Source organism: Pannonibacter sp. SL95 (genome assembly GCF_026672425.1).
Lineage (GTDB): Bacteria > Pseudomonadota > Alphaproteobacteria > Rhizobiales > Stappiaceae > Pannonibacter.
Genome location: NZ_JAPPRC010000006.1, coordinates 137,579 through 159,257 on the forward strand (window position 1 = coordinate 137,579; position 21,679 = coordinate 159,257).

The window sequence follows — 21,679 nt, forward strand, 5'->3', positions numbered from 1 at the left end:
GGGAAACCAGCAGATGAGCAGTGCTCTGAGCCAGAACCTGCAGGACGAGCCTCTTGATGTCGATGGCGCTCAGGCGGCCGGCTACAGCACTTATGACGTGCGTCCAGTTCCGCGCGTATCCATTCAGGCATTCTGCATGGATGCCGAGACGGCCCGCACGATCGAGGCTGCAGGCGAAGACCGTCGCATGACCAAGGCACATCTCAAAGTGCATATGGGCGGCATTCCCGGCGCCATCGAATTCTATTCGCAGGCTCCAACGCCCAACCTGATCATGCTCGAGGCTGGTGCGAACCCCTCAACACTGATCCCCGAACTCGACCGTCTGGCGGAATATTGCGATTCCGGCACCAAGGTCGTGGTCATTGGCCATCTCAATGATGTTGCGCTTTACCGGGAACTGATTTCGCGGGGCGTCAGCGAGTATCTCGTCTCACCGGTATCAATCCTCCAGGTCATCGGTGCCGTTGGCTCGCTCTACAGCGACCCGCAAGCCGAACCGCTTGGGCGAACAGTTGCTTTCTTTGGCGTGAAGGGCGGAGCAGGGGCATCGACGATCGCGCACAATGTCGCCTTCGGCATCTCGAGATCCTTCGAGAACGAGGTCGTCCTCGCTGATCTTGATCTGCCTTTCGGTACCGCCGGTCTCGATTACAATCAGGATCCGCTGCAGGGCGTATTCGAAGCAGTATCGTCACCTGAACGTCTCGACGAGACATTCCTTGACCGCATCCTGTCTCGCTGCTCCGATCACCTCAGTCTGCTTGCCGCACCTGCATCGCTTGAGCGGACTTACGACTACGGCGATCATTCTTTCGATCAGCTGGTCGATGTGATGCGGCAAGGCACGCCGTCGATCGTTCTCGACCTGCCGCACTCCTGGAACGGATGGGTCCGGCATTTGCTGGTCGCAGCCGATGAAGTTGTGATGGTCGCCGAGCCAGATCTTGCCAACCTCCGCAATGCGAAAAACCTTGTCGACACCTTGAAGCAGATGCGTCCGAACGATCATCTGCCGCATCTGGTGCTGAACCGAGTTGGAATGCCGAAGCGGCCGGAGATCAAGCCTGACGAGTTTGCCAAGGCACTCAACCTGCCGGTTCTGGCCGCAATTCCGTTCGATCCGCATCTGTTTGGAACGGCCGCAAACAACGGCCAAATGATCGCCGAGCTCGATGGTCGCCATTCGGTAAACGACTTGTTGAACCATGTGGCCCAAGTTGTGTCGGGCAAGGTCGATCCGCGCAAGAGCCGCCGTTCGCCGCTGGGTGCGCTGATGGGATTGCTGAAAAAGAGCAAGGGAGCCTGACGGCTCGCTGAAGGGAAACGGTAAGGACTATGTTCGGCAGACGAGGCACCACGACGACTGGCCCCATGCCTGGCGCGCAACATGCGCCGGCGGTGACGCCTCAGCGTGAACTCGCGGCACAGCTCGTTTCCGACATGCGTCAGGCCGTCGACGGCGGCGAGGCTCCGGCGGTGAAAGCCGCTCCAGTTTCCGCAGCGCCGCCTCCGCCTCCGCCTCCTGCGCCGCCAAAGCGCGAAGAAGAGCCGCAGCGTCGGCGGTCTGCAGAGTATTACGAAACCAAGGCATCCATCTTCAACGCGCTGGTCGAAGCAATCGATCTGTCGCAGTTGAGCCGCCTTGGCCCGGAAGACGCACGCGATGAAATCCGCGATGTCGTCAATGACATCATCGCGCTGAAGAATGTCGTCATGTCCATCGCCGAGCAGGAAGACCTGCTCGAGGACATCTGCAACGACGTGCTCGGCTACGGACCTCTCGAGCCTTTGCTGGCGCGCGATGACATCGCCGACATCATGGTCAACGGCGCCCACACGGTCTACATCGAAACCGAAGGCAAGATGCAGAAGACCGGCATCGCCTTCCGTGACAATGCGCAGCTGATGAACATCTGCCAGCGTATCGTCAGTCAGGTCGGACGCCGCGTCGATGAAAGCTCGCCGATCTGCGATGCGCGTCTTCCCGATGGCTCACGCGTCAACGTGATTGCGCCGCCGCTTGCGATTGACGGCCCGGCCCTGACAATTCGTAAGTTCAAGAAGGACAAGCTGACACTCGACCAGCTCGTCCGCTTTGGATCGATCACGCCGGAAGGCGCGACCGTCCTGCAGATCATCGGGCGGTCGCGCTGCAACATTCTCGTGTCAGGCGGCACCGGTTCGGGCAAGACGACGCTGCTTAACTGTCTGACGGCCTACATCGACACGACTGAGCGCATCATCACCTGCGAAGACTCTGCGGAGTTGCAGTTGCAGCAGCCGCATGTGGTGCGTCTCGAAACGCGTCCGCCCAACCTCGAGGGCGAAGGCGAGATCACCATGCGTGATCTCGTCAAGAACTGCCTGCGCATGCGTCCCGAACGCATCATCGTCGGTGAAGTGCGTGGCCCGGAGGCCTTCGATCTTCTCCAGGCCATGAACACCGGTCACGATGGTTCCATGGGCACCCTGCACGCCAACTCGCCGCGTGAGGCGCTGTCCCGACTGGAATCCATGATCACGATGGGCGGCTTCTCGCTTCCGTCCAAGACGTTGCGCGAGATGATCTGTTCCTCGATCGACGTTGTCGTACAGGCAGCCCGCTTGCGTGACGGGTCGCGTCGCATCACCCACATCACCGAGGTGCTGGGGATGGAAGGCGAAGTCATCATCACCCAGGACATCTTCCTCTACGACATGGTCGGGGAAGATTCGAATGGCAAGATCATCGGCCGGCATCGCTCGACTGGTATCGGCCGTCCCCGGTTCTGGGAACGCGCGCGCTACTATGGCGAAGAAAAGCGCCTTGCCGCAGCACTCGATGCTGCAGAGGCGACGGAGGCCAACTGATGGACGCGCTGAACGAGTTCATGACGCCCCAGCTCACCATGGTGGCCGTCGCCATCCTGGTTGCATTCAGCATTGGCGGCATCCTGTACGCTCTGCTTGAGCCGCTGCTATCTGGCTCCAAGAAGCGCGACGAGCGCCTTGGCCAGATTGCCACACGGCCTTCAACCTTGGCGGAGCGCCGCCCGGTACGTGACGCTGACCGTCGCCGCAAGTCGGTGCAGGACCAGCTGAAAGAGTTCGAGGACAAGCAGAAAGCGCGTAGCAAGAAAGCATCCAGCCTGACATTGAATGCCAAGTTGGAGCAGGCCGGACTTGCCTGGGAGCAGAAGCACTTCGTCTATCTCAGCATCGGGAGCGCAGCGGCGTTTACGATCCTGGGTTTTCTGATGACGGGGTCATTGCTGTTTACTGTTGGCTTTGCGTTTGTCGGTGGTTTCGGGTTCCCGCGCTGGTACCTGGCGCATCGTCGCAACAAGCGATTTGAAGCGTTTCTCCTCGAGTTGCCAAACGCCGTCGAGATCATCGTGCGCGGCGTCAAGGCAGGCTTGCCCCTGGCTGATTGCATCAAGGTCGTTGCCACGGAATCTCGTGAACCGGTCGCGTCCGAGTTCCGCAAGATCGTTGAAGCGCAGCTGATGGGCCTGACCCTGACAGAAGCGGTTGGTCGCATGCCGGAGCGTGTGCCGCTTGCAGAAGCAAATTTCTTTGCCATCGTCGTCGCCATTCAGCAGCAGGCAGGCGGCGGTCTGTCTGAAGCGCTAGGTAATCTTGCCAAGGTTCTACGTGCGCGCAAGACGCTCAAAGGCAAAATCAAGGCTTTGAGTTCCGAAGCAAAATCGTCCGCGGGGATCATTGGATCTCTGCCGTTTATCGTTACGTTGATCCTGTATCTTGTCGCGCCCGATTACATCATGCTGCTTTTCACTGAAACGGCCGGAAATTACATTATCGCGGGTGGCCTGTTCTGGATGTTTGTTGGCATCATGGTGATGCGCAAGATGATCAACTTCGATTTCTAGGGGGCTTCCATGACTTTCGCCGGTCTCAGTGACAGCCAGCTTGTCATTGCCGCCCTGACCATGATTGCCGTCGCCGGCACAATGTTCACGTTGGTCATGCCGCTGTTTGAGCGTGACGGTCTCAAGGGCCGGATGAAGTCCGTTGCCCTGGAGCGCGAAAAGATGCGTGCGCGTGAAAGAGCGCGCATGGCAACCGAAAAGAACCAGGATGCCCGCTCGTCGCTGCGCAATCAGCCCAAGCAGCACGTCAAGAGCATCGTGGATCGGCTCAATCTGAAGACTGCGCTCGCTGATGAAAATACGCAGGACAAGCTGCGTATGGCCGGCTTTCGCGGCCCGGGTCCGCTTTACACGTTTCTGTTTGCCCGCGTCGTCGCGCCCGCTGTTCTGTTCACCGTTGCGCTTTTCTATGCCTTTTCGGTTCTGCCAGACACGCTTCCAGGTTTCACAAAATTCTGCGTAGCGCTGGTCGCCGGCGGTCTTGGGGTTTTTGCGCCGAACATCTACCTGCAGAACCTGATCACCAAGCGTCAGCAGTCTATCCGTCGTGCTTGGCCTGATGCACTCGACCTGATGCTGATCTGCGTTGAATCCGGCATGTCGATCGAGGCAGCGTTCCGCAAGGTTGCCGAGGAGATTGGCATTCAGTCGGTCCCGCTCGCTGAAGAGTTGACGCTCACCAACGCCGAGCTGTCCTATCTCCAGGAGCGCAGGCAAGCTTACGTCAATTTTGCCAAGCGTACGGGTGTTGAGGGCGTCAAGAACGTCACGATGGCCCTCATTCAGGCCGAACGGTACGGCACGCCTGTTGCTACAGCGCTGCGCGTGATGTCGGACGACGTGCGCGAACAACGCATGCAGGAAGCAGAAAAGAAGGCCGCGTCGCTGCCGCCGAAACTGACCGTGCCGATGATTGTGTTCTTCCTGCCGGTCCTGTTCTTTGTGATCATGGGACCGGCGGTCATGCAGATCATGGCCACCTTCAGGTAAGGCTTACGCCTAGCCGCGCTGCGGCTTTTGGCCCTGTGATGCGCCAGCGCCCTGCTGGCGGCGCGCATCAAGCATCGCCCGGACATAGGCAATGTTGGAAGCCGCCTGCTGCGGATCCAGCTCGGTCGTGGCCACTTGCTCTGCCTCCTGGAACTTGCCCTGCAGGGCAAGTGTGAGGGCGAGGTTCTGCCGGATCCTGCTGTCGGCCCGCGGGTTCTGCGCCGCCCGGCGCAAGGCATATTCGGCATCGGGCAACTGGCCCGACAGAAGATACGACAGGCCCAGGTTGTTCATGATCGACGGCTCATTCGGCGCGATCTTCAAGGCCTGGGTGTAAAGCTGGCGCGCCTTTTCATTGTTGCCCATCTGGTCATGAACCGCAGCCTCTGCCGACATCAGGCGCCAATCCGGCTGTGTCGGCGTCTGGGCATCCTGCAGCACGTTGAGTGCCTCGCCGAAATTGCCGGTCATCGCGAGAAGCTTGCCGTAGGCCGAGGCGACGTCCCGGTCGTTGCCGTTCTTGATGATGAACTGGCGCAGGACGGCGCTCGCCTGATCCAGTTGACCATTGCGGCGCAGCGCGTTGGCGTAACCGATCGCGGCGTTGCGATCAGCCGGGTTGGACTGGTAGGCGCCGCCCCAGCGATCAACTTCAGCGCGGGCCTCGGACGATCCAGGTGCGATATAGTTCACGTCGGGAGCCGCATGGGTGCCCGTCGTGCCCCGTGTTGTCTTCGCACATCCCGCAACCAGTGCGAGGGCAAGGCCGGCAGCTGTGAGGGTGAGGATCCTGCGCGGACGGAACACAGCGCTGGTGGACATGTCGGGCTCCTGGGATTGCTCCGGGACTGCCGCAGCTGGGCGGCCTTGATCCGAGCAATAACTCGTTAACCCTAATGCTTTGTTAATCCGCTGCAGTTTGCGAAACAGCACGACCGTGGCCATGCCCGTCGGCAATTGCATTGCCGCTTCCAGGGGATTACCTCTGGTGCTCCCACCTTCAGACGCCAAGGAGCGTTCCCGTGTCCGTTTTGCCCGTCGCCCCCGCCGATTTGCTGCGTTCCGTTGAGCCCGCAGTGACGCCGATCCTGATCCATGCCGTCTCTGGTGACACACTGGCCGGCAAGCTCGACGCGCTTGGACCCGTCGCAGCCGGCTGGGCCTCGGTTCAAGGCTACAAGGCTGCTGCAGGCACTGTTCTCGTTGTTCCGGGGGCAGGTGCAACGCCCGCGGCTGTTCTGTTCGGCGTGCCGGAGGATGGGGCAGGCGACCTCATGACTGGCAGCGCCTTGTCTGGCCTTCCTGCTGGCGACTATGCCTTCGCCCCGGGATTTCCGGGCGAAGAGCAGGCAGCGCTCGCCTTTGGCCTCGGCGCCTATCGCTTCACACGCTACCGTTCGGGCGACCAGAAGGAACAGCCGCGTCTACACCTTGAAGACGAGGCGATGCTTACCCGTGTCCGGCGCATCGTGACGGCCGTCGCCTTTGTCCGCGATCTCGTCAACACGCCCTCAAACGACATGGGGCCGGCTGAGCTTGAGACTGCGGCGACCGGGCTTTTTGCGTCCCATGGCGGCACCAGCCGTGTCGTGCTCGGCGATGACCTGCTCTCGCAGAATTTTCCGATGATCCATGCCGTTGGCCGCGCAGCGGACGCGGCCCGGGCGCCGCGCCTTATCGACTGCACCTGGGGCGACGAAACTCATCCCAAGATCACGCTGGTCGGCAAGGGTGTCGTCTTTGACACGGGCGGTCTCGACATCAAACCCTCCAGTTCCATGCTGCTGATGAAGAAGGACATGGGCGGCTCGGCCAACGTGCTCGGGCTGGCGCATCTGATTATGGATTCGGGGCTCCCCGTTCGCCTGCGGGTGCTGATCCCGGCAGTGGAAAACGCCATCTCCGGCGACGCCTTCCGTCCCGGTGACGTGCTGCCGAGCCGCAAGGGCCTGACTGTCGAGATCGGCAATACCGATGCGGAAGGCCGGCTGGTTCTGGCCGACGCCCTGACCCTGGCCGATGAGGAGGCTCCGGACCTGCTCCTCGACATGGCAACGCTGACCGGCGCCGCCCGTGTTGCGCTCGGACCGGATCTGCCGCCCTTCTACACGGCCGATGAGGCCTTGGCGGCGGACATCGCAGAGCATGCCGAAAAGGTCGCGGATCCGCTGTGGCGCATGCCGCTGTGGCAGCCTTACATGAAGTACCTCGACAGCAAGGTCGCGGACATGAACAACGTCAACCAGTCCGGTGCCGGCTTCGCCGGATCGGTCACGGCAGCGCTGTTCCTGTCCCGCTTTGTCGAGAACGCCGCTGCCTGGGCCCATTTCGACATCTTTGCCTGGACGCCGATCGAGCGGCCCGGCAAGCCGTCCGGAGGCGAGGGCCAGGCCCTGCGCGCCCTGTTCTCGCTGCTGAGCGAGCGCTATCCGGTCAAATAATAACGCGGGCGAAACGATTGTGTGGTCTGCTTGCGCTGTCCGATTCTCTTGAGGGAGCGCGCCAGACCCATGGCGGTGGAGATCCGCGCCTCGCAGGCGCTCAAGCTCTGGCACGACGTCAATCTTTCCCTCGTCCGCGACGAGGAGCAGGATCTGTCGGCGCGCCAGATCACCATCCTGCTGACCGTCTATCTGGAGCCGCCCCCGCACACGGTGCGGGGGCTGGCCGCCCGCCTTGGCGTCACGAAGCCTGCGATCACGCGGGCGCTCGATACGCTGGGTGGCATGCGGCTTCTCTCGCGCAAGCGCGACGAGGCCGACAAGCGCAACGTCATCATCACCCGCACGGTTGAGGGGGCTCTGTATCTCGACCGTCTGGGCGATCTCGTGGTTGAAAAGGCAAAGTCCCTGCCACGGTGAAGGAGACAGGAAATGTCCGCAACCTTTGACCGCCGCCGTCACCCGGTGCGCGCCGATCTGGCTGCAACAAGCTACCGGGGACGTGCCGAGGCGGAGCGCTATGCCGATCCGGTCCCCTATCGTGTTACGGCAGCCGCGACAGCGCTGCGCCGTGATCCCCGCCCGGATTGCGGCATCGACACCGAAGCGCTGTTCGGCGAGGTCTTCGACATCTTCGAGACGACGATGGAAGGCTGGGCCTGGGGGCAGTTGCGGACCGACGGCTACGTCGGCTGGCTCTCGTCCGATGACATCGCGCCGCTCGACCAGGTGACAACACATTGCGTCGGCGCCTTGCGCACATTCCGTTATCCCGGCCCGGATCTGAAGCTTCTGCCAATCGGATATCTCTCGCTCGGCTCGAAGGTTACCGTCGTCGCGGAAGCTGAGACGCGGGGGCTAGCCTATGCGCGCCTGGCCGATGGTTCCTTCGTCGTCGCGCGGCATCTGGTCGCCGAAGGTCATGTCGAGACGGACTGGGTCGCGATTGCGGAAAGCCTCGTTGGCACCCCTTATCTCTGGGGCGGACGCTCATCCCTCGGGCTCGACTGTTCGGCCCTGGTGCAGCTGTCGGCGGCCTTTGGCGGCCATGCGCTTCCGCGTGACAGTGACATGCAGGAGGCAGAGGCAGGCACCGCGCTATCCTTCCGCGAGGGGGATCCGCTGCCGGCTGACCTTCGCCGCGGTGACCTGCTGTTCTGGCGCGGGCACGTCGGCGTGCTGTCAACGCCCGATCTTCTTACCCATGCTAACGGCTTCACCATGACCGTATCGCAGGAGCCGCTCGCCGAAGCCCTCGTCCGCATCGGCGCGAAAGAGTATGGCGCGCTGACCGGCATTCGCCGCCTTTGATGCATTGCCGGGGATGGGTCACTCCTCCCCGGCCATCAACCGGATGCGCTCGCCACTGGTGCTGGGCAGGGGCGCGGCCTTGGCCTCCCGCGCCACTTCCCCGAGGTCCAGATCCTCGATCCTGCGGCCACGCTTGCCGATCTTTTCGGTCGAGATCAGGATTTGGTCGATGTCCTTGTTGGCTTGCGTAAAATGCGACTGCAGCTTGCCGACGCGCTCGTTCAGACGAACGATGTCATCGGTGAGATGCCGGACCTCGGCCTGGATCAGATGCGCCTGCTCGCGCATCCGCGCGTCACGCAGCACGGCCTGGATGACCTGGATCGACAGCATCAACAGCGACGGCGAAACGATCACAACCCGCGCCCGGTGCGCCTTCTGGATCAGATCCTCGAAGTTCTCGTTGAGTTCAGCAAAGATGCTTTCTGAAGGAACGAACAGGAAGGCCGTGTCCTGGGTCTCGCCGGGGATCAGATAGCGGTCCTTGATGTCGCCAATGTGCTTGGAGAAGTCCCGGCGGAACTGCGCTTGCGCCTGCTTCAGCTCCTCGTCGCTGGCTGCCTGTCGCAGCAGGTTGAAGGCTTCAAGCGGAAACTTGGCATCGATGGCCAGCGGCGGTGCGCCATTGGGCATATGGACGAGGCAGTCCGGGCGTGAGCCGCCAGACAGCGTGGCCTGGAAGCTGTAGCCGGAGGGCGGCAGTTGATCCTGGATGATCGCTTCCATCCGCGCCTGCCCGAAAGCACCACGCGTCTGCTTGTTGGACAGGATCGCCTGCAACTGGCCAACCTGGCCGGACAGGTCAGAGATTGTCCGTTGCGCCCGGTCGATCACCGCCAGCCGCTCATGCACTTGCATGAGGCCCTCATGGGTCTGTTTTGTGGTGTCGGCCATGGACAGGCCAAGCTTGTGGCCCATGCCATCCAGCCGTTCGTTGACGGCCCGCATCAGGTCAGACTGACGAGACCCGAAAACCTCGGCCATGGTCTGCATCCGGCCGGTCATCTCGCCTTGCGTCTTCAGCATCAGCGACAGGTGCGCTTCCAGCTCCTGGATGCGCTCGGCTGCGATGGCCTCGCTCGTCGCGCCTTCGCGAATCTGACGCAGGGTCTTGAAGGCCACAAGCAGCAGGATGGCGAGCAGCAGGAGTGCGGCAGCGACGGTCGCTTCCAGCACGCTGACAGGCCGATTGCCGAAGATGAAAAGGGTGTCTTGCATGAAACAAACATAGAACGATTCGGCGCCTTGTGCAGGTCCGCTCTTGTTGTCGCTGATCCTGCAAGAATTCCTGCGGTTGCGGCTTCGCCACATAAGGAATGCCGTTGACCGCTGGCGCGGCTTTGCCTATCTCGTCAGCATGAGCAAACGCGATATCCTCATTCTCCCTGACCCGGTCCTGCGCCAGGTCTGCGATCCGGTTACAACCGTGGACGACAGCATCCGGCAATTGGCCGACGACATGCTGGAGACCATGTATGCGGCGCCTGGTATTGGCCTTGCCGCCAGCCAGATCGGTGAGTTGAAGCGCCTGTTCGTGGTCGATGTCGCCAAGGAGGACCAGCCGAAGGCGCCGATTGTCTTCATCAATCCGGAGATCGTCTGGTCGTCGCCTGAGCTGTCCGTCTATCAGGAAGGCTGCCTGTCGATCCCCGAATACTACGAAGAAGTCGAGCGCCCGGCCGAGATCAAGGTTCGCTTCCTGGATCGCACCGGCGGGGAGTGCGAAATCCACGCTGATGGCCTGCTGGCAACCTGCATCCAGCACGAGCTTGACCATCTCAATGGCAAGCTTTTCATCGACTATCTGTCGAAGCTGAAGCGCGACCGCGTTCTGAAGAAATTCCAGAAGCAGGCCCGTCTGTCAGAAAAGGCCTGACCACGGGCCAGCAACTTACTGCGGCTGGCCGTGACGGACGGCCGTAAAGGACTTGGTCAGACCAAAGAACTTCTCTTTTTCGATTTCGCCGTCCGGGAACAGGTAGCGCATCTGGCGCAAATCCAGCATGCGCGCGTCCTCCAGTGACGCCATCGCCTGATCAAGGTCTGCTGCCTTGGGATAGAAGCCCGTCGTCATCGCAAGGTGGATGCGGTAGCGCAGCGGATCCGGCAGCCAGTGCAGGAACGGTGTACGGGCGTGTGGCTCCACCGGGAAGGCGAAGCTTGGCGTCTGGATCGCGTAGGAGGGGGCAACGCGGCGGGCTTCCCGCGCGAAGGCCTTCTTGTTGCTCCAAGAGCCAACATGCTCGATCACGGAGTTCGAGAACGCAATATCGTAAGCGTTGTCTGCCACATCCGCGAGGTCGCAGGCATTGCCGAGACGCATGTGGACATTTTCCATGTCTTCCGGCAGCGGGTCGGTCTCGGGAAACAGGTTGACGCAGTCGACCGTGATGTTGGTAAAGTCGAGTTCATCCCGCCAGACCAGCCAGAACCCGCGAACACCACCAATATCAATGATGCGGCAGTGTCCCTTGGTGCGGATCACGTCATTAATCATCCTGGCGAGAGACTGAATACGCTTCTTGCGGAAACTGTTCTGCGCGGAAACGGGCGACAGATCGAGCACGTTGAACTCCTGACAAACCAACGGACCGTGCCGGCAATCTGTCCGGACGGAAAAAGACGACGAAAAACGCAAGGGACGAAGGCCCCCGCCGCGTCCTGACTGTCTAGCAGTCCCGGGATAATTCCCGATTAACGCAGGGCCTGTGTGCTTTTATCTGCCGCTATGCCGGTCTTCACGCCCGGATGACGAGGACGCCGATCAGGATGGACAGAAGAAAATCCAGTGCCACGAGGCCAATGCAGACGCTGATGGGAGCGCCGAAGGCGAGCCGGGCGATGCGGTAACGGAAATGGAGGACCAGCGGCACAGTTGCGATGCTGGCAAGGAACAAGCCGGCCTCCGGGATTAGCCCCGCGAGATACAGCAGGGCCGCCAGAACGAAAGGAAAGGCGCACAGCAAGCTTGTCCAGTTGCGAAGGACAACAAAACGGACAAACCCAGTCGAAAGTCCAAGTGGACCCGCCAGAAACGCGAGCACCAAGGGGAACAATACCCAATCAATGCCGAGCGATGCAGCCTGAGAAAACCAGAAATGGGTCTCCGGAAAATTCTCGGGCAGGATCTGACCATCTGACAGAAGCAGCTTTTTCTCTGACAGGGCGTTGATGAAATACAGCGGCGCTAAGGGCACAATTACAAGAAACGACCGCCAGAAGCCCGACATCGAAATGTCGAACGCATTGACGGCGGACGCATCACCGCGGAACAGGGCCCAGCTTGCTGCCAGTGCTGTCTTCAGCTCGCCGGGCCTGAACATCGCTTACTCCGCACTCACGGGAAAATAGGCTTCAAGGAAACGACGGTAGATCGCGGCCAGCTTGTCGAGGTCGTCGACGGCAACACATTCGTCGATCTTGTGCATCGTCTGGCCGACAAGACCGAACTCGACGACCGGGCAGTAGTTCTTGATGAAGCGGGCATCCGAGGTGCCGCCACCGGTCGACAGCTCGGGCCGGCGGCCGGTTTCGGCCTCGACTGCGTCCGACAGGCTGCCGATCAGGGTATCGTCGCGCGTCAGGAAGGACTCGCTGGCGTCGCGCTTGAATTCCAGTGTATATTCAAGGCCTTGCGGCGCGGCGGCCTGCAGCGTCGCGGTGATCTTGTCCTTCAGGCTGGCCAGCGTCCACTCGTCGTTGTAGCGGATGTTGAACCGCCCCTCGGCGCGCGCGGGGATCACGTTGAAGGCGGAGTTGCCGACTTCGATGTTGACGATCTCGAGGTTGGACGGCTCGAACCGTTCGTTGCCCTGATCAAGCGTCAGGTTTTCGAGGGCCGAGAGCAGGGTCAGCAGTCCCGGGATCGGGTTGCGCGCCAGATGCGGGTAGGCGACATGGCCTTGCGTTCCGGTCACGGTGACGACGCCGGAGAGCGAGCCGCGGCGGCCGATCTTGATGGCATCACCCAGGGCAGCCGGGTTCGTCGGTTCGCCGACGATGCAGGCATCGAATTGATAACCTTGAGCTTTTGCCCATTCGAGCAGCTTGACCGTGCCATTGACCGCGGGCCCTTCCTCATCGCCGGTGATGAGGAACGAGATCGTGCCGCCGAACTCTGTGCCGCGATCTTCCAGAAACTCCAGAGCTGCAGCTGCGAAAGAGGCGATGCCGCCCTTCATGTCAACCGCGCCGCGGCCGTACAGGATGCCGCTCTCGATGGTCCCGTCAAACGGACCGTGGCGCCAGGCGGAGAGGTCGCCGGGGGGGACGACATCGGTGTGACCGGCGAAGACGAAGTGCGGCTTGCCGCTGCCAATGGTGGCGAAAAGGTTCTCGATGTCCGGCGTGCCGGTATCGGAAAAAGTCACGCGCGTGACCGCGAAGCCAGCGGATTGCAGCGTCTTTTCAAGAGCTTGCAATGCCCCACCCTCGGCAGGCGTGACAGAGGGGCAGCGCAGCAGGTCGCGGGCGATGGTGACGGCGGTGGAGAGAGGCTGGGTCATGATGATCTTTCTGTAGCCCTGCCAATGGTTTGCCGTCAATCGGCCTGCGTGGTGACTAGCTGCGGCGGTAGTAGCTGTTGGTCATCGGGCCGTAGCGATTGGGGCCGGTGTTGCCCGGAACGAAGCCGAGGACAAAGATGCCGATGATGTTGATGCCAGGCACGAAGGCGAGCAGGGCCAGCAATCCGGGCAGCCCGAGATCCTGCAGCCGCTTGATCACCAGCGCCAGCTCGACAGCGGTGATGGCCAGAAAAAGAAACGGGAACAAGGGGTTGGACGACAGGAAGTCCGCCATCTGAAGGGCGGCGAGATCCGTCTCCGGCGGCAATGACTTGACCCACATGTTGGCCGCGATGGCGATGACGATCCACAGGAGGACCAGCGCGAGCCAATAGGGCTTGCGGCCCAGACGGCCGATCGGGCTGAGGAACAGCCAGAGAAAGCCGGGTGCCGTGTTGGCTGGGGGGAGGTCATGCTGCATCTGGAAACCGGTCTGTTCGAAACTTTCGCCTCCCGCAGGTAGTGCCAAGCGGTCGGCGGATCAAGCGGAAGCGTCGAAGGGGCAGAAAAAGACACGGTCAGACTACCGGAAACTACGGTTGGCCTTGCGACAAATTCAGGTCAATCTGGGAGAAAACAACGACACTTCCGGAGAAAACGCAGCCATGCAGATCGAGGACACCGCGCCCGCTTCTTCCACCCCCCCTTCCGCCCCTGCGGCACCGGTGACACGGCCCGATCCGGTGGTGATGGTGATCGAGGTGGAGGACATCGTCGACGCACTGGCGGAGGGCCTGCGCGACTTCCGAAGGGCACCGCAGTACGGCCTGTTTTTCGGAGCGATCTATGCGCTCGGCGGGTTGTTCATCATCCTGACCGCCTCCGCGCTGCACATGAGCTACCTCAGCTATCCGCTCGCCGCCGGCTTTGCGCTGGTCGGGCCTTTCATTGCCTGCGGCCTCTATGAGGTCAGCCGCCGGATCGAGAGCAACCAGCCGCTGAGCTGGTCAGACGTGCTCGGGGTGATCTGGGCGCAGCGGGGCAAGGAAATCGCCTGGATGGCGTTTGTGGTGCTGTTCGTGATGATCATGTGGATGTACCAGGTGCGCTTGCTGCTGGCGTTGTTCCTTGGCTTCCAGTCCTTTGCCTCGTTCGGCGAGTTTGTCGAGACCGTGATCTCGACGCCCGAGGGGCTGATGTTCCTGGCGATCGGCCATGTGGTCGGGGCGTTGCTGTCGGTGGTGCTGTTCTCGCTGACGGTGATCTCGTTCCCGCTGCTGATGGATCAGGACCGGGATTTCATCACGGCGATGATCACCAGTGTCCGGGCGGTGGTGGCCTCGCCGGTGCCGATGATCGGCTGGGCGCTGGTGGTGACCGTGACGCTGATCATCTCGATGGTGCCGGCCTTCATCGGCCTGATCATCACCCTGCCGGTCCTCGGGCATACGACCTGGCACATCTACCGCAGCTGCGTGCTGCCGGCTCCGCCGGTCGAGGCGGATCAGCCGTCCGAGCCCTCGCCGTCGTCGTCGTCCACGTCGACTGCATCTGCCTGAACATCCCCGCGCGCTGCCGCAAGCCAGGCGGCGCGCGAGGCCAGATCCACCTCGGCCGGCCGGTAGTCCACTCGCGTCAGATAGAGCCCGTCGGGCGGGGCAACCGGACCGCAGGCCTTGCGGTCGCGCGCGGCAAGCGCGGCACGGACGTCATCGGCGGTCCAGCGGCCTTCCCCTACCAGGCGCAATGTGCCGACCATCGAGCGGACCTGATTGTGCAGGAACGACCGCGACGCGCATTCGGCGATGACCTCGTCGCCCTCTCGGCGCACGGTAAAGACCTCCAGCGTCTTCTCGGGGCTTTTCGCCTGGCAGCGGGTGTGGCGGAAAGTCGTGAAGTCGTGGTGGCCGACAAAGACCTGCGCAGCCTCATGCATCGCGGCGGCGTCGAGATCCGGCTTCACGTGCCAGACCAGCCCACGCTCGAAGGTGACCGGGGGAACCCGATTGAGGATGCGATAGCGATAGGCGCGGCGGATGGCGGAAAACCGGGCATCAAAGCCGTCATGCATCTTCTCGCAGGCCATGATCGCCACCGGATCCGGCAGGCAATGGAAGTTCAGGGCGCCCATCACCGTCTCGGCTGGCCAGTCGCGCGTCAGGTCGACATGCGCGACCTGCCCGGTGGCATGGACGCCCGTGTCGGTGCGGCCAGCGCCGCCGATGGTGATGTCCTCGCCGCAGAAGGATTTCACGGCGCGTTCGATCACGGCCTGGACCGAGGGACCGTTGGCCTGCCGCTGCCAGCCGACAAAGGGGCGGCCGTCATATTCGATGGTCAGCTTGTAACGCGGCATTGCCCTATTCGAACTCCTCGAAGGGAGAGGCGAAACTGACCTCGACGGGCAGATCGTGGCTGCCCGCTTCGCTGAGGGCCAGCGCCATGAAGGCCGCACCGGCATAGGGCGCCTGGACCTTTTTTGCCAGCTCAGCATCGAAGCCGAAGCGCGGGTAATAGGCCGGCGGACCCAGAACAAGGACCAGATCCTCGCCAAGCCGGCGCAGGTCCTCAAGGCCGGCCCGGATCAGGGCCGAGCCTATGCCGGTGCGCTGCAGGTCCGGATGTACCGAAACGGGAGCAAGGCAGGAAATCTGCAGCCGGTGGCCAGCTCCAGCCCCGGTCACGCGGCTGAAGGCGACATGACCGGCAACGCGGCCATCGTCTGTGCGGGCGAGCAACTCGAGCACCAAGGCCCCGCAATGGCGCAGGTTGTGCACGAGCCTGACCTCGGCCTCCTGCCCGAAGGCCGCCCGAATGACATCGGCCACCGCCGCCTCGTCATTGGCGCCAACCGGGTGAATGCTGATCCTTGGCGTGTTGCTCAGATCGCTCATACGGTGTCCTTTTTTCGCTCTTCCTTCAGGAACACTGCTTCGATTGCAGATCCTGTTCCGATGGCGAGGCCTTTCCGCGCCCCTCCCCCTGGTGGGGAGGGGGGAGGGGTGGGGGGAATGCATCTCCCGCCGGTATAGTATCGAACCGCCGTCCTCTGCCATTGCATCTTTTAAAAGAGAACCGTCAAGGACTACCGCCAGCACCGAGCCCCCCACCCCTTACCCCTCCCCACCAGGGGGAGGGGGGCTGAGAGGCTGTGCCACACGGTCTTAGCGCTTTCGTTTCTCGCCCCGATCAGGCGATCACGTCGCCCGCTGTCAGCTTGGCGCCGCGCTGGAATTCCTCGCCCGGCATCGGCTTCTTGCCGGCGCGCTGGACAGTGACCAGGCGGATGGCGCCGGTGCCGCAGGCGATCACCGGGTCGCCGGAGACATCCAGCACGGTTCCAGGTGTGCCGGACCCGTCGGCCAGCTTCGAGCGCAGAACCTTGACCCGTTCCCCCTTGCCGGCAAGCACGGGCTCGCACCAGGCGCCGGGGAAGGGCGACAGCCCGCGGATGTGATTGTGGACCTCGGTCGCCGGCCGCGTCCAGTCGATCCGCGTTTCATCCTTGGAGAGTTTGGAGGCGTAGGTCACGCCGTCTTCGGACTGGGGCGTCTGGCCAAGCGCATTGCGCGACAGGGCGGCCAGGGCGCGGACCATGAGATCGCCTCCGAGCGCCGACAGCCGGTCATGCAGCTCGCCGGCGGTCATGTCCGGCCCGATGGCCAGCGTCTCGGACATGCAGACCGGACCCGTATCGAGGCCGGCTTCCATGCGCATGACCTGAACGGCGGTTTCCGTGTCGCCGGCCATGATGGCGCGGTTGATGGGAGCAGCACCGCGCCAGCGCGGCAGCATCGAGGCATGAAGGTTGAGGCAGCCTTCGCGCGGAGCATCCAGCACCGCCTGCGGCAGCAGCAGCCCATAGGCGACCACCACGGCGACATCAGCGTCGTGGCTGGCAAAGACATCCTGTTCCTCGGTGCCTTTCAGCGATTTCGGCGTGAACACCGGGATGCCAAGCGCCTCGGCGGCTTCGTGCACGGGCGACTTCTTCAGCTCCATGCCGCGGCCGGCGGGCCGGGGCGGCTGGCTGTAGCAGGCGACGATGTCATGGCCCTGGCCGACGATTTCCATGAGGGTGGGCACGGAAAAGTCCGGGGTACCCATGAAGACGATGCGAAGGGTCATGTGCGTCCAGTGTCCAGGTTTGGAGTGCCGCTCTTATGGCGCAGTCAGGCAAGGCCCGGCAACAGCACTTTGAGGCTGGCGACCATCATTTCCATGGCGATGGCGGCCAGCAGCATGCCCATGATGCGGCTCATGATGCTGGTGGCGGTCTCGCCCATCATGCGGCCGAGAAGGGGGGCGGCCAGCAGCGTCGCGGCCATCAGGGCGATGGTGAGGCCGAGCGCCGCAGCATAGGCGATGTCATCCGCCCGGTCGACGGCTTCGCCGCGGAAGATGATCAGCGTGGTGATGGTGCCAGGACCCAGCAGCATCGGCACGGCCAGGGGATAGATGCCGGGGTTGCCGGCAAAGGCCTGGCGGCGGCGCTCCTCGTCGGTGCCATGGTGCACGTTGCTCTGCTCGCCCGAAACCAGATTGATGGCAATCAGGAGGATGAGGAAGCCACCGGCCAGGCGGAAGGCATCAAGAGAAATGCCGAACAGCGTCAGGATGGCCTCACCGGTGAAGGAGACCACAACGGCACCGATGGTCAGGCCGGCGATGGCGGTGATGGCGACGCTGCGTTGCTCCGCCGGGGTGCGGCCGGCGGTCAGGCTCAGGAACACAGGCAGGTTCGCCGGCGGGCTGACGATGGCGATCAGTGCGGCAAACATCTTCAGGAAGAAGGCCTGATCCATGAGGGCTCCGGTGCAAAAAGCCCGCGCAGTGGCTGGCGCGGGCACATGATGGCATGGACCCGGTTTACACGCAGAATGGCGGAACAGAAAGGGGGAGGGGCCGTCTGGGTGGGGGACAGGTGTTTTGCGGCTTTGCCCGGAGTTGGGCGCGGTATGGATCCCCGCACGGGGGCGGGGATGACCGGAGTGGGTGGAGGAATGCCGGGACCCTGAATGCCTCAGCGCTTAAGGCTTGCGGTTGATCGTGCCGCAGCGCTGCGTGGATCCCCGCACGGGGGCGGGGATGACCGGAGAGAATGAGGGTTCTACTGGTTGCGGCAAACTTACGACTTTCCTGCCTCCAGTTACTGCCCAATTTCCAAACACATCCTTTCGGCGGTCATCCCCGCCTTGTGCGGGGATCCACATCTGCCTATCGTTTCGAGATGGCCTTTTATGTCTATCTGCTGGCGAGCGGCAGACAGGGAACCTTTTATGTGGGCGTGACCAATGATCTCGCCCGCCGGGTTCACGAACATAAGGAGAAGACGGGGAGCGTCTTTACGCGCCGCTATGGCGTCGACCAGCTTGTTTACTACGAAACCTACGACAGGCCTGACGAGGCCATCCGCCGCGAGAAGCGGCTGAAGCGGTGGCCGCGGGACTGGAAGGTCCGGACAATCGAGGCATTCAATCCCGGCTGGCGAGATCTTTATGAAGACTTGAACCTCTGACCGGTTCTTGCCGCAGCGTGGATCCCCGCACGGGGGCGGGGATGACCGGAGTGGGTGTGCCAGGGACGGCGAGGCGGCCGTGGGTATTACGGCGTCGCGTCGATCCCCGCACGGGGCGGGGATGACTGCGGTGAGAGGGGCAAGTGCCCCAATCGGTCCCGGACGACGCGCGGAGGCTGCTCAGTCGCGCAGGAGTTCGTTGATGGCGGTCTTGGCGCGGGTCTGGGCGTCGACGCGCTTGACGATGACGGCGCAGGACAGGCTCGGGCCCGGGGTGCCGTCCGGAAGCGGCTTGCCCGGCATGGCGCCCGGGACCACGACGGAATAGGCCGGCACTTCGCCGATGAAGACTTCACCGGTGGTGCGGTCGATGATCTTGGTCGAGGCGCTGATGAAGACGCCCATGGACAGGACCGCGCCTTCGCGCACGATCACGCCTTCGACGACTTCCGAACGGGCGCCGATGAAGCAATTGTCCTCGATGATGACCGGGCCGGCCTGCAGCGGCTCGAGCACGCCGCCGATACCGACGCCGCCGGACAGATGCACGTTCTTGCCGATCTGGGCGCAGGAGCCGACGGTGGCCCAGGTGTCGACCATGGTGCCTTCATCAACATAGGCGCCGAGGTTGACGAAGGAGGGCATCAGCACCACGCCCTTGCCGATGAAGGCCGAGCGGCGAACGATGCAGCCCGGAACGGCGCGGAAGCCGGCTTCCTCGAAGTTGACACCGCTCCAGCCGTCGAACTTGGACGGAACCTTGTCCCACCAGGTCGCCTGACCCGGGCCGCCCTTGATCACGTCCATCGGGTTGAGGCGGAAGGACAGAAGCACAGCCTTCTTTGCCCACTGGTTCACGTGCCAGGCGCCGTTCTCCTGCTTCTCGGCAACGCGCAGCTGGCCGCGATCAAGAAGGTTCAGCGTGGTCTCGACCGCGTCGCGGGCCTCGCCCCGGGTGCTGGTGTCGATCGTGGCGCGGTTCTCGAAGGCGGCGTCAATGGTGGCGGCAAGCTGGGCAAGATCGTGCGACATGGGTTTGTGCGGCTCCGCAGAGGAATGAAGATCTGTTCGCGCGGATAAAAGGCGGCGTACCGGTTTGAGTCAATGCTTGATGCGACTTGAGAAGCACTCAAGTGCGGCATTGGTGCCGGGCGTCTAGGGTGCAGCGCTGGCGAAGGCGGGAATCGGTCCCGTGTCCACGCCAGCCGGAGCCGGACATGCCCCTGTGGATCGTCGTTACCCTGTTTGCCGCCTTCTGCCAGAACCTGCGCTCGGCCTTGCAGAAACACCTGAAGGGACGGCTCGGCACGACGGGCGCGACGTTCGTGCGGTTTGGCTACGGTTTCCCTTTCGCGCTTGCCTATGTCGGTGTGCTGCATTGGGGCTTCGGCATGGCGCTGCCGGTGCCGGGGGCAGACTTTGCGGTGGCGGCGGTGCTGGGCGGGCTGGCACAGATCGGCGCGACCTTCCTGCTGGTGCATCTGTTTTCCTTCCGCAACTTCGCGGTCGGGACGGCCTACAGCAAGACCGAGCCGGTGCAGGCGGCGCTGTTCGGCGTCTTGATCCTGGGCGAGCATGTCGATCTCTCGGCCGCGATTGCCATTGCGGTCGGGGTGGCGGGCGTCATCCTCATTTCCATGGCGCGGGTGCCGATGACGGCCAAGGCGATCCTGGCCTCGCTGACGGGCAAGCCGGCGCTGATCGGGCTCGCCAGCGCGGCGTTGTTCGGCGCATCGGCCGCCTTCTACCGCGCCGCCTCGCTGGCGCTGGAGGGGCCGGGCTATCTGATGCAGGCCGCCTATGCGCTGGCAGTGGTGACGGCGTTCCAGTCGGTGGTGATGATCGTGTGGATGGCGCTGCGCGAACCGGATCAGCTGAAGGCGAGCTGTGTCCACTGGCGGCAGGCGGTGTGGGTCGGGCTGGTGGGCGTTGCCGGATCGGCGGGCTGGTTCACAGCGATGACGCTGCAGCAGGTGGCCTATGTGCGGGCGCTGGCACAGGTGGAGCTGGTGTTCACGCTGGCCTTCTCGTGGTTCGTGTTCCGCGAGCGGGCGAATGGCCGCGAGCTGGCCGGCTGCGTGCTGATCGTGGCCGCGATCCTTGGCCTGTTATGGGGCCGGATGGGCTGAGGCCTGGCCGGTCGCGTCCTTTGAGGCGGCGGCGAAGAGCCAGTCGCGGAAGCCGGAGACCGGGCGGCTGAGCGGACGGCCGGGCGAGCGGACGAACCAGTAGCCGGTGTCGAGCTGCATCATCGGCCAGTCCGGCATGACCAGATGCCCGGCGGCCAGTTCCTGTGCCACGAAGCGGCGGTCGATGGCGATGGCCCCCATGCCGGCGACGGCGGCCTGGATGGCAAGATCGCGGCTTTCCAGCACCATCCCAGACCCGGCGTCCGCGTGTTTCAGCCCGGCGTGGGCAAGCCACTTCGGCCAGTCATCGCGGCGCGAGGCGCTGTGCAGCAGGCGAAGGCCGGAAAGGCCGGGCTGGGCGGCGTTCATCTCGGGCTTCAAGAGGCGCGGCGCCATGGCGACGGCGAGATGCTCGCGCCACAGCAGCGTGCTCTCGATGCCGGGCCAGTCGCCGGTGCCAAGGCGAATGGCGCAGTCGTAGTTCTCGCGGTCGAGATCAATGACGCGGGTGGTCGCCGACAGCAGCAGTTCCACATCCGGCTGCACCGCCTGGAAATCCGGCAGGCGCGGGATCAGCCAGCGGGTGGCGAAGGTGGAAACGGTCGAGATGCGCAGTTCGGTCCGGCCCCGGCGGCGGAAACTGTCGACGGCGGTCTCGATGCGCTCGAAGGCATCGCCAAGGCCAAGGGCGAGGCGCTTGCCTTCCTCGGTCAGGGTCAGGCCGCGGCCATCGCGCAGGACGAGGGTCGCGCCGAGCTCGCTCTCCAGCTTGCGCAGGAGATGCGACAGGGCGGAAGGCGAGACGCCGAGATCATCCGCCGCCTGCGCCGCCCGGCCGTGGCGGGCGAGGAGCGCAAAGGCATGAAGGGCGCGCAGGGAGACCATGGTGGCTTTCGGCTGATGTGACTTGATG

General features: G+C 63.2%; 23 protein-coding genes. 11 read left to right on the forward strand and 12 right to left on the reverse strand.

Annotation, left to right across the window (positions count from 1 at the left end; translation table 11 throughout):
* Positions 1-13 precede the first annotated feature (13 nt).
* From OVA12_RS17745 to OVA12_RS17760, 4 genes are read left to right on the forward strand one after another with little or no spacing between them, the layout of a single operon-like run.
* Positions 14-1,309, forward strand: a complete 1,296-nt coding sequence (locus OVA12_RS17745) for an AAA family ATPase (protein ID WP_268141400.1) — start codon at positions 14-16, stop codon at positions 1,307-1,309.
* A 29-nt stretch (positions 1,310-1,338) separates the two neighbouring features.
* Positions 1,339-2,853: a CpaF family protein gene (locus OVA12_RS17750; protein WP_442793894.1), complete on the forward strand. Its 1,515-nt coding sequence runs from the start codon at positions 1,339-1,341 to the stop codon at positions 2,851-2,853.
* Entirely contained in the window at positions 2,853-3,872 is a 1,020-nt protein-coding gene (locus OVA12_RS17755; protein WP_268139650.1) for a type II secretion system F family protein, read from the forward strand. Before OVA12_RS17750 ends, OVA12_RS17755 begins: the two co-directional genes overlap by 1 nt.
* A 60-nt stretch (positions 3,873-3,932) precedes the next feature.
* The gene (locus tag OVA12_RS17760; protein WP_268139652.1) at positions 3,933-4,862 is read left to right on the forward strand and encodes a type II secretion system F family protein; all 930 of its coding nucleotides are present in this window, start codon (positions 3,933-3,935) and stop codon (positions 4,860-4,862) included.
* Positions 4,863-4,871: 9 nt separating this feature from the next.
* Here the strand turns inward: OVA12_RS17760 and OVA12_RS17765 are convergent, their stop codons facing one another.
* Entirely contained in the window at positions 4,872-5,684 is an 813-nt protein-coding gene (locus tag OVA12_RS17765; protein WP_268139654.1) for a tetratricopeptide repeat protein, read from the reverse strand.
* Between the two features lie 254 nt (positions 5,685-5,938).
* On the opposite strand from OVA12_RS17765, the gene OVA12_RS17770 reads away from it, so the two are divergent.
* The 3 genes from OVA12_RS17770 (at position 5,939) to OVA12_RS17780 (ending at position 8,614) form a co-directional block, all read left to right on the forward strand.
* Complete coding sequence (locus OVA12_RS17770; RefSeq protein WP_442793920.1) at positions 5,939-7,303, forward strand: leucyl aminopeptidase family protein; 1,365 nt, start codon at positions 5,939-5,941, stop codon at positions 7,301-7,303.
* Between the two features lie 69 nt (positions 7,304-7,372).
* A complete protein-coding gene (locus OVA12_RS17775; protein WP_106753942.1) occupies positions 7,373-7,723 on the forward strand; it encodes a MarR family transcriptional regulator in 351 nt (116 codons plus the stop codon).
* A gap of 12 nt (positions 7,724-7,735) precedes the next feature.
* Positions 7,736-8,614, forward strand: a complete 879-nt coding sequence (locus OVA12_RS17780) for a C40 family peptidase (protein WP_268139658.1) — start codon at positions 7,736-7,738, stop codon at positions 8,612-8,614.
* 18 nt (positions 8,615-8,632) lie between these two features.
* Here the strand turns inward: OVA12_RS17780 and OVA12_RS17785 are convergent, their stop codons facing one another.
* Positions 8,633-9,832 (reverse strand): DNA recombination protein RmuC, encoded by a 1,200-nt coding sequence (locus OVA12_RS17785; RefSeq protein WP_268139660.1) that lies wholly within the window; start codon positions 9,830-9,832, stop codon positions 8,633-8,635.
* Positions 9,833-9,971: 139 nt separating this feature from the next.
* Between OVA12_RS17785 and def the strand changes: the two genes are divergently transcribed.
* Complete coding sequence (gene def, locus OVA12_RS17790; protein ID WP_268141406.1) at positions 9,972-10,490, forward strand: peptide deformylase; 519 nt, start codon at positions 9,972-9,974, stop codon at positions 10,488-10,490.
* Between the two features lie 15 nt (positions 10,491-10,505).
* Here def and OVA12_RS17795 read toward each other — a convergent pair whose 3' ends face one another.
* From OVA12_RS17795 to OVA12_RS17810, 4 genes are all read right to left on the reverse strand, one after another.
* A complete protein-coding gene (locus tag OVA12_RS17795; RefSeq protein WP_268139662.1) occupies positions 10,506-11,180 on the reverse strand; it encodes a class I SAM-dependent methyltransferase in 675 nt (224 codons plus the stop codon).
* A 172-nt stretch (positions 11,181-11,352) separates the two neighbouring features.
* On the reverse strand, positions 11,353-11,937 hold the full coding sequence (locus tag OVA12_RS17800; RefSeq protein WP_268139664.1) for a hypothetical protein: 585 nt from the start codon (positions 11,935-11,937) through the stop codon (positions 11,353-11,355).
* A 3-nt stretch (positions 11,938-11,940) separates the two neighbouring features.
* Positions 11,941-13,119 (reverse strand): succinyl-diaminopimelate desuccinylase, encoded by a 1,179-nt coding sequence (gene dapE, locus OVA12_RS17805; RefSeq protein ID WP_268139666.1) that lies wholly within the window; start codon positions 13,117-13,119, stop codon positions 11,941-11,943.
* A gap of 55 nt (positions 13,120-13,174) precedes the next feature.
* Positions 13,175-13,600: a DUF805 domain-containing protein gene (locus OVA12_RS17810; RefSeq protein WP_268139668.1), complete on the reverse strand. Its 426-nt coding sequence runs from the start codon at positions 13,598-13,600 to the stop codon at positions 13,175-13,177.
* Positions 13,601-13,868: 268 nt separating this feature from the next.
* On the opposite strand from OVA12_RS17810, the gene OVA12_RS17815 reads away from it, so the two are divergent.
* On the forward strand, positions 13,869-14,678 hold the full coding sequence (locus OVA12_RS17815) for a DUF2189 domain-containing protein (RefSeq protein ID WP_268141408.1): 810 nt from the start codon (positions 13,869-13,871) through the stop codon (positions 14,676-14,678).
* Here OVA12_RS17815 and truA read toward each other — a convergent pair.
* The 4 genes from truA to OVA12_RS17835 all read right to left on the reverse strand — a co-directional run bounded on the left by truA (position 14,624) and on the right by OVA12_RS17835 (position 17,924).
* Complete coding sequence (gene truA, locus OVA12_RS17820; protein WP_268139670.1) at positions 14,624-15,475, reverse strand: tRNA pseudouridine(38-40) synthase TruA; 852 nt, start codon at positions 15,473-15,475, stop codon at positions 14,624-14,626. The two genes, OVA12_RS17815 and truA, sit on opposite strands and share 55 nt — an antisense overlap.
* A 4-nt stretch (positions 15,476-15,479) precedes the next feature.
* Positions 15,480-16,013 carry a GNAT family N-acetyltransferase gene (locus OVA12_RS17825; protein WP_268139672.1) on the reverse strand — a complete coding sequence of 178 codons (534 nt, stop codon included), beginning with the start codon at positions 16,011-16,013 and terminating at the stop codon, positions 15,480-15,482.
* 295 nt (positions 16,014-16,308) lie between these two features.
* Complete coding sequence (gene fmt, locus OVA12_RS17830; protein WP_268139674.1) at positions 16,309-17,247, reverse strand: methionyl-tRNA formyltransferase; 939 nt, start codon at positions 17,245-17,247, stop codon at positions 16,309-16,311.
* A gap of 44 nt (positions 17,248-17,291) precedes the next feature.
* On the reverse strand, positions 17,292-17,924 hold the full coding sequence (locus tag OVA12_RS17835; protein ID WP_268139676.1) for a MarC family protein: 633 nt from the start codon (positions 17,922-17,924) through the stop codon (positions 17,292-17,294).
* 296 nt (positions 17,925-18,220) lie between these two features.
* Here OVA12_RS17835 and OVA12_RS17840 point away from each other — a divergent pair, with 296 nt between their 5' ends.
* The gene (locus OVA12_RS17840; protein WP_326493922.1) at positions 18,221-18,637 is read left to right on the forward strand and encodes a GIY-YIG nuclease family protein; all 417 of its coding nucleotides are present in this window, start codon (positions 18,221-18,223) and stop codon (positions 18,635-18,637) included.
* 180 nt (positions 18,638-18,817) lie between these two features.
* Here OVA12_RS17840 and dapD read toward each other — a convergent pair whose 3' ends face one another.
* Positions 18,818-19,669, reverse strand: a complete 852-nt coding sequence (gene dapD / locus OVA12_RS17845) for a 2,3,4,5-tetrahydropyridine-2,6-dicarboxylate N-succinyltransferase (RefSeq protein ID WP_268139678.1) — start codon at positions 19,667-19,669, stop codon at positions 18,818-18,820.
* 185 nt (positions 19,670-19,854) lie between these two features.
* On the opposite strand from dapD, the gene OVA12_RS17850 reads away from it, so the two are divergent.
* The gene (locus tag OVA12_RS17850) at positions 19,855-20,766 is read left to right on the forward strand and encodes an EamA family transporter (RefSeq protein ID WP_268139680.1); all 912 of its coding nucleotides are present in this window, start codon (positions 19,855-19,857) and stop codon (positions 20,764-20,766) included.
* On the opposite strand, the gene OVA12_RS17855 is transcribed toward OVA12_RS17850, so the two are convergent.
* Positions 20,746-21,651, reverse strand: coding sequence for a LysR substrate-binding domain-containing protein (locus OVA12_RS17855; protein WP_268139682.1), 906 nt, complete (start codon positions 21,649-21,651; stop codon positions 20,746-20,748). The two genes, OVA12_RS17850 and OVA12_RS17855, sit on opposite strands and share 21 nt — an antisense overlap.
* Positions 21,652-21,679: the final 28 nt, after the last annotated feature.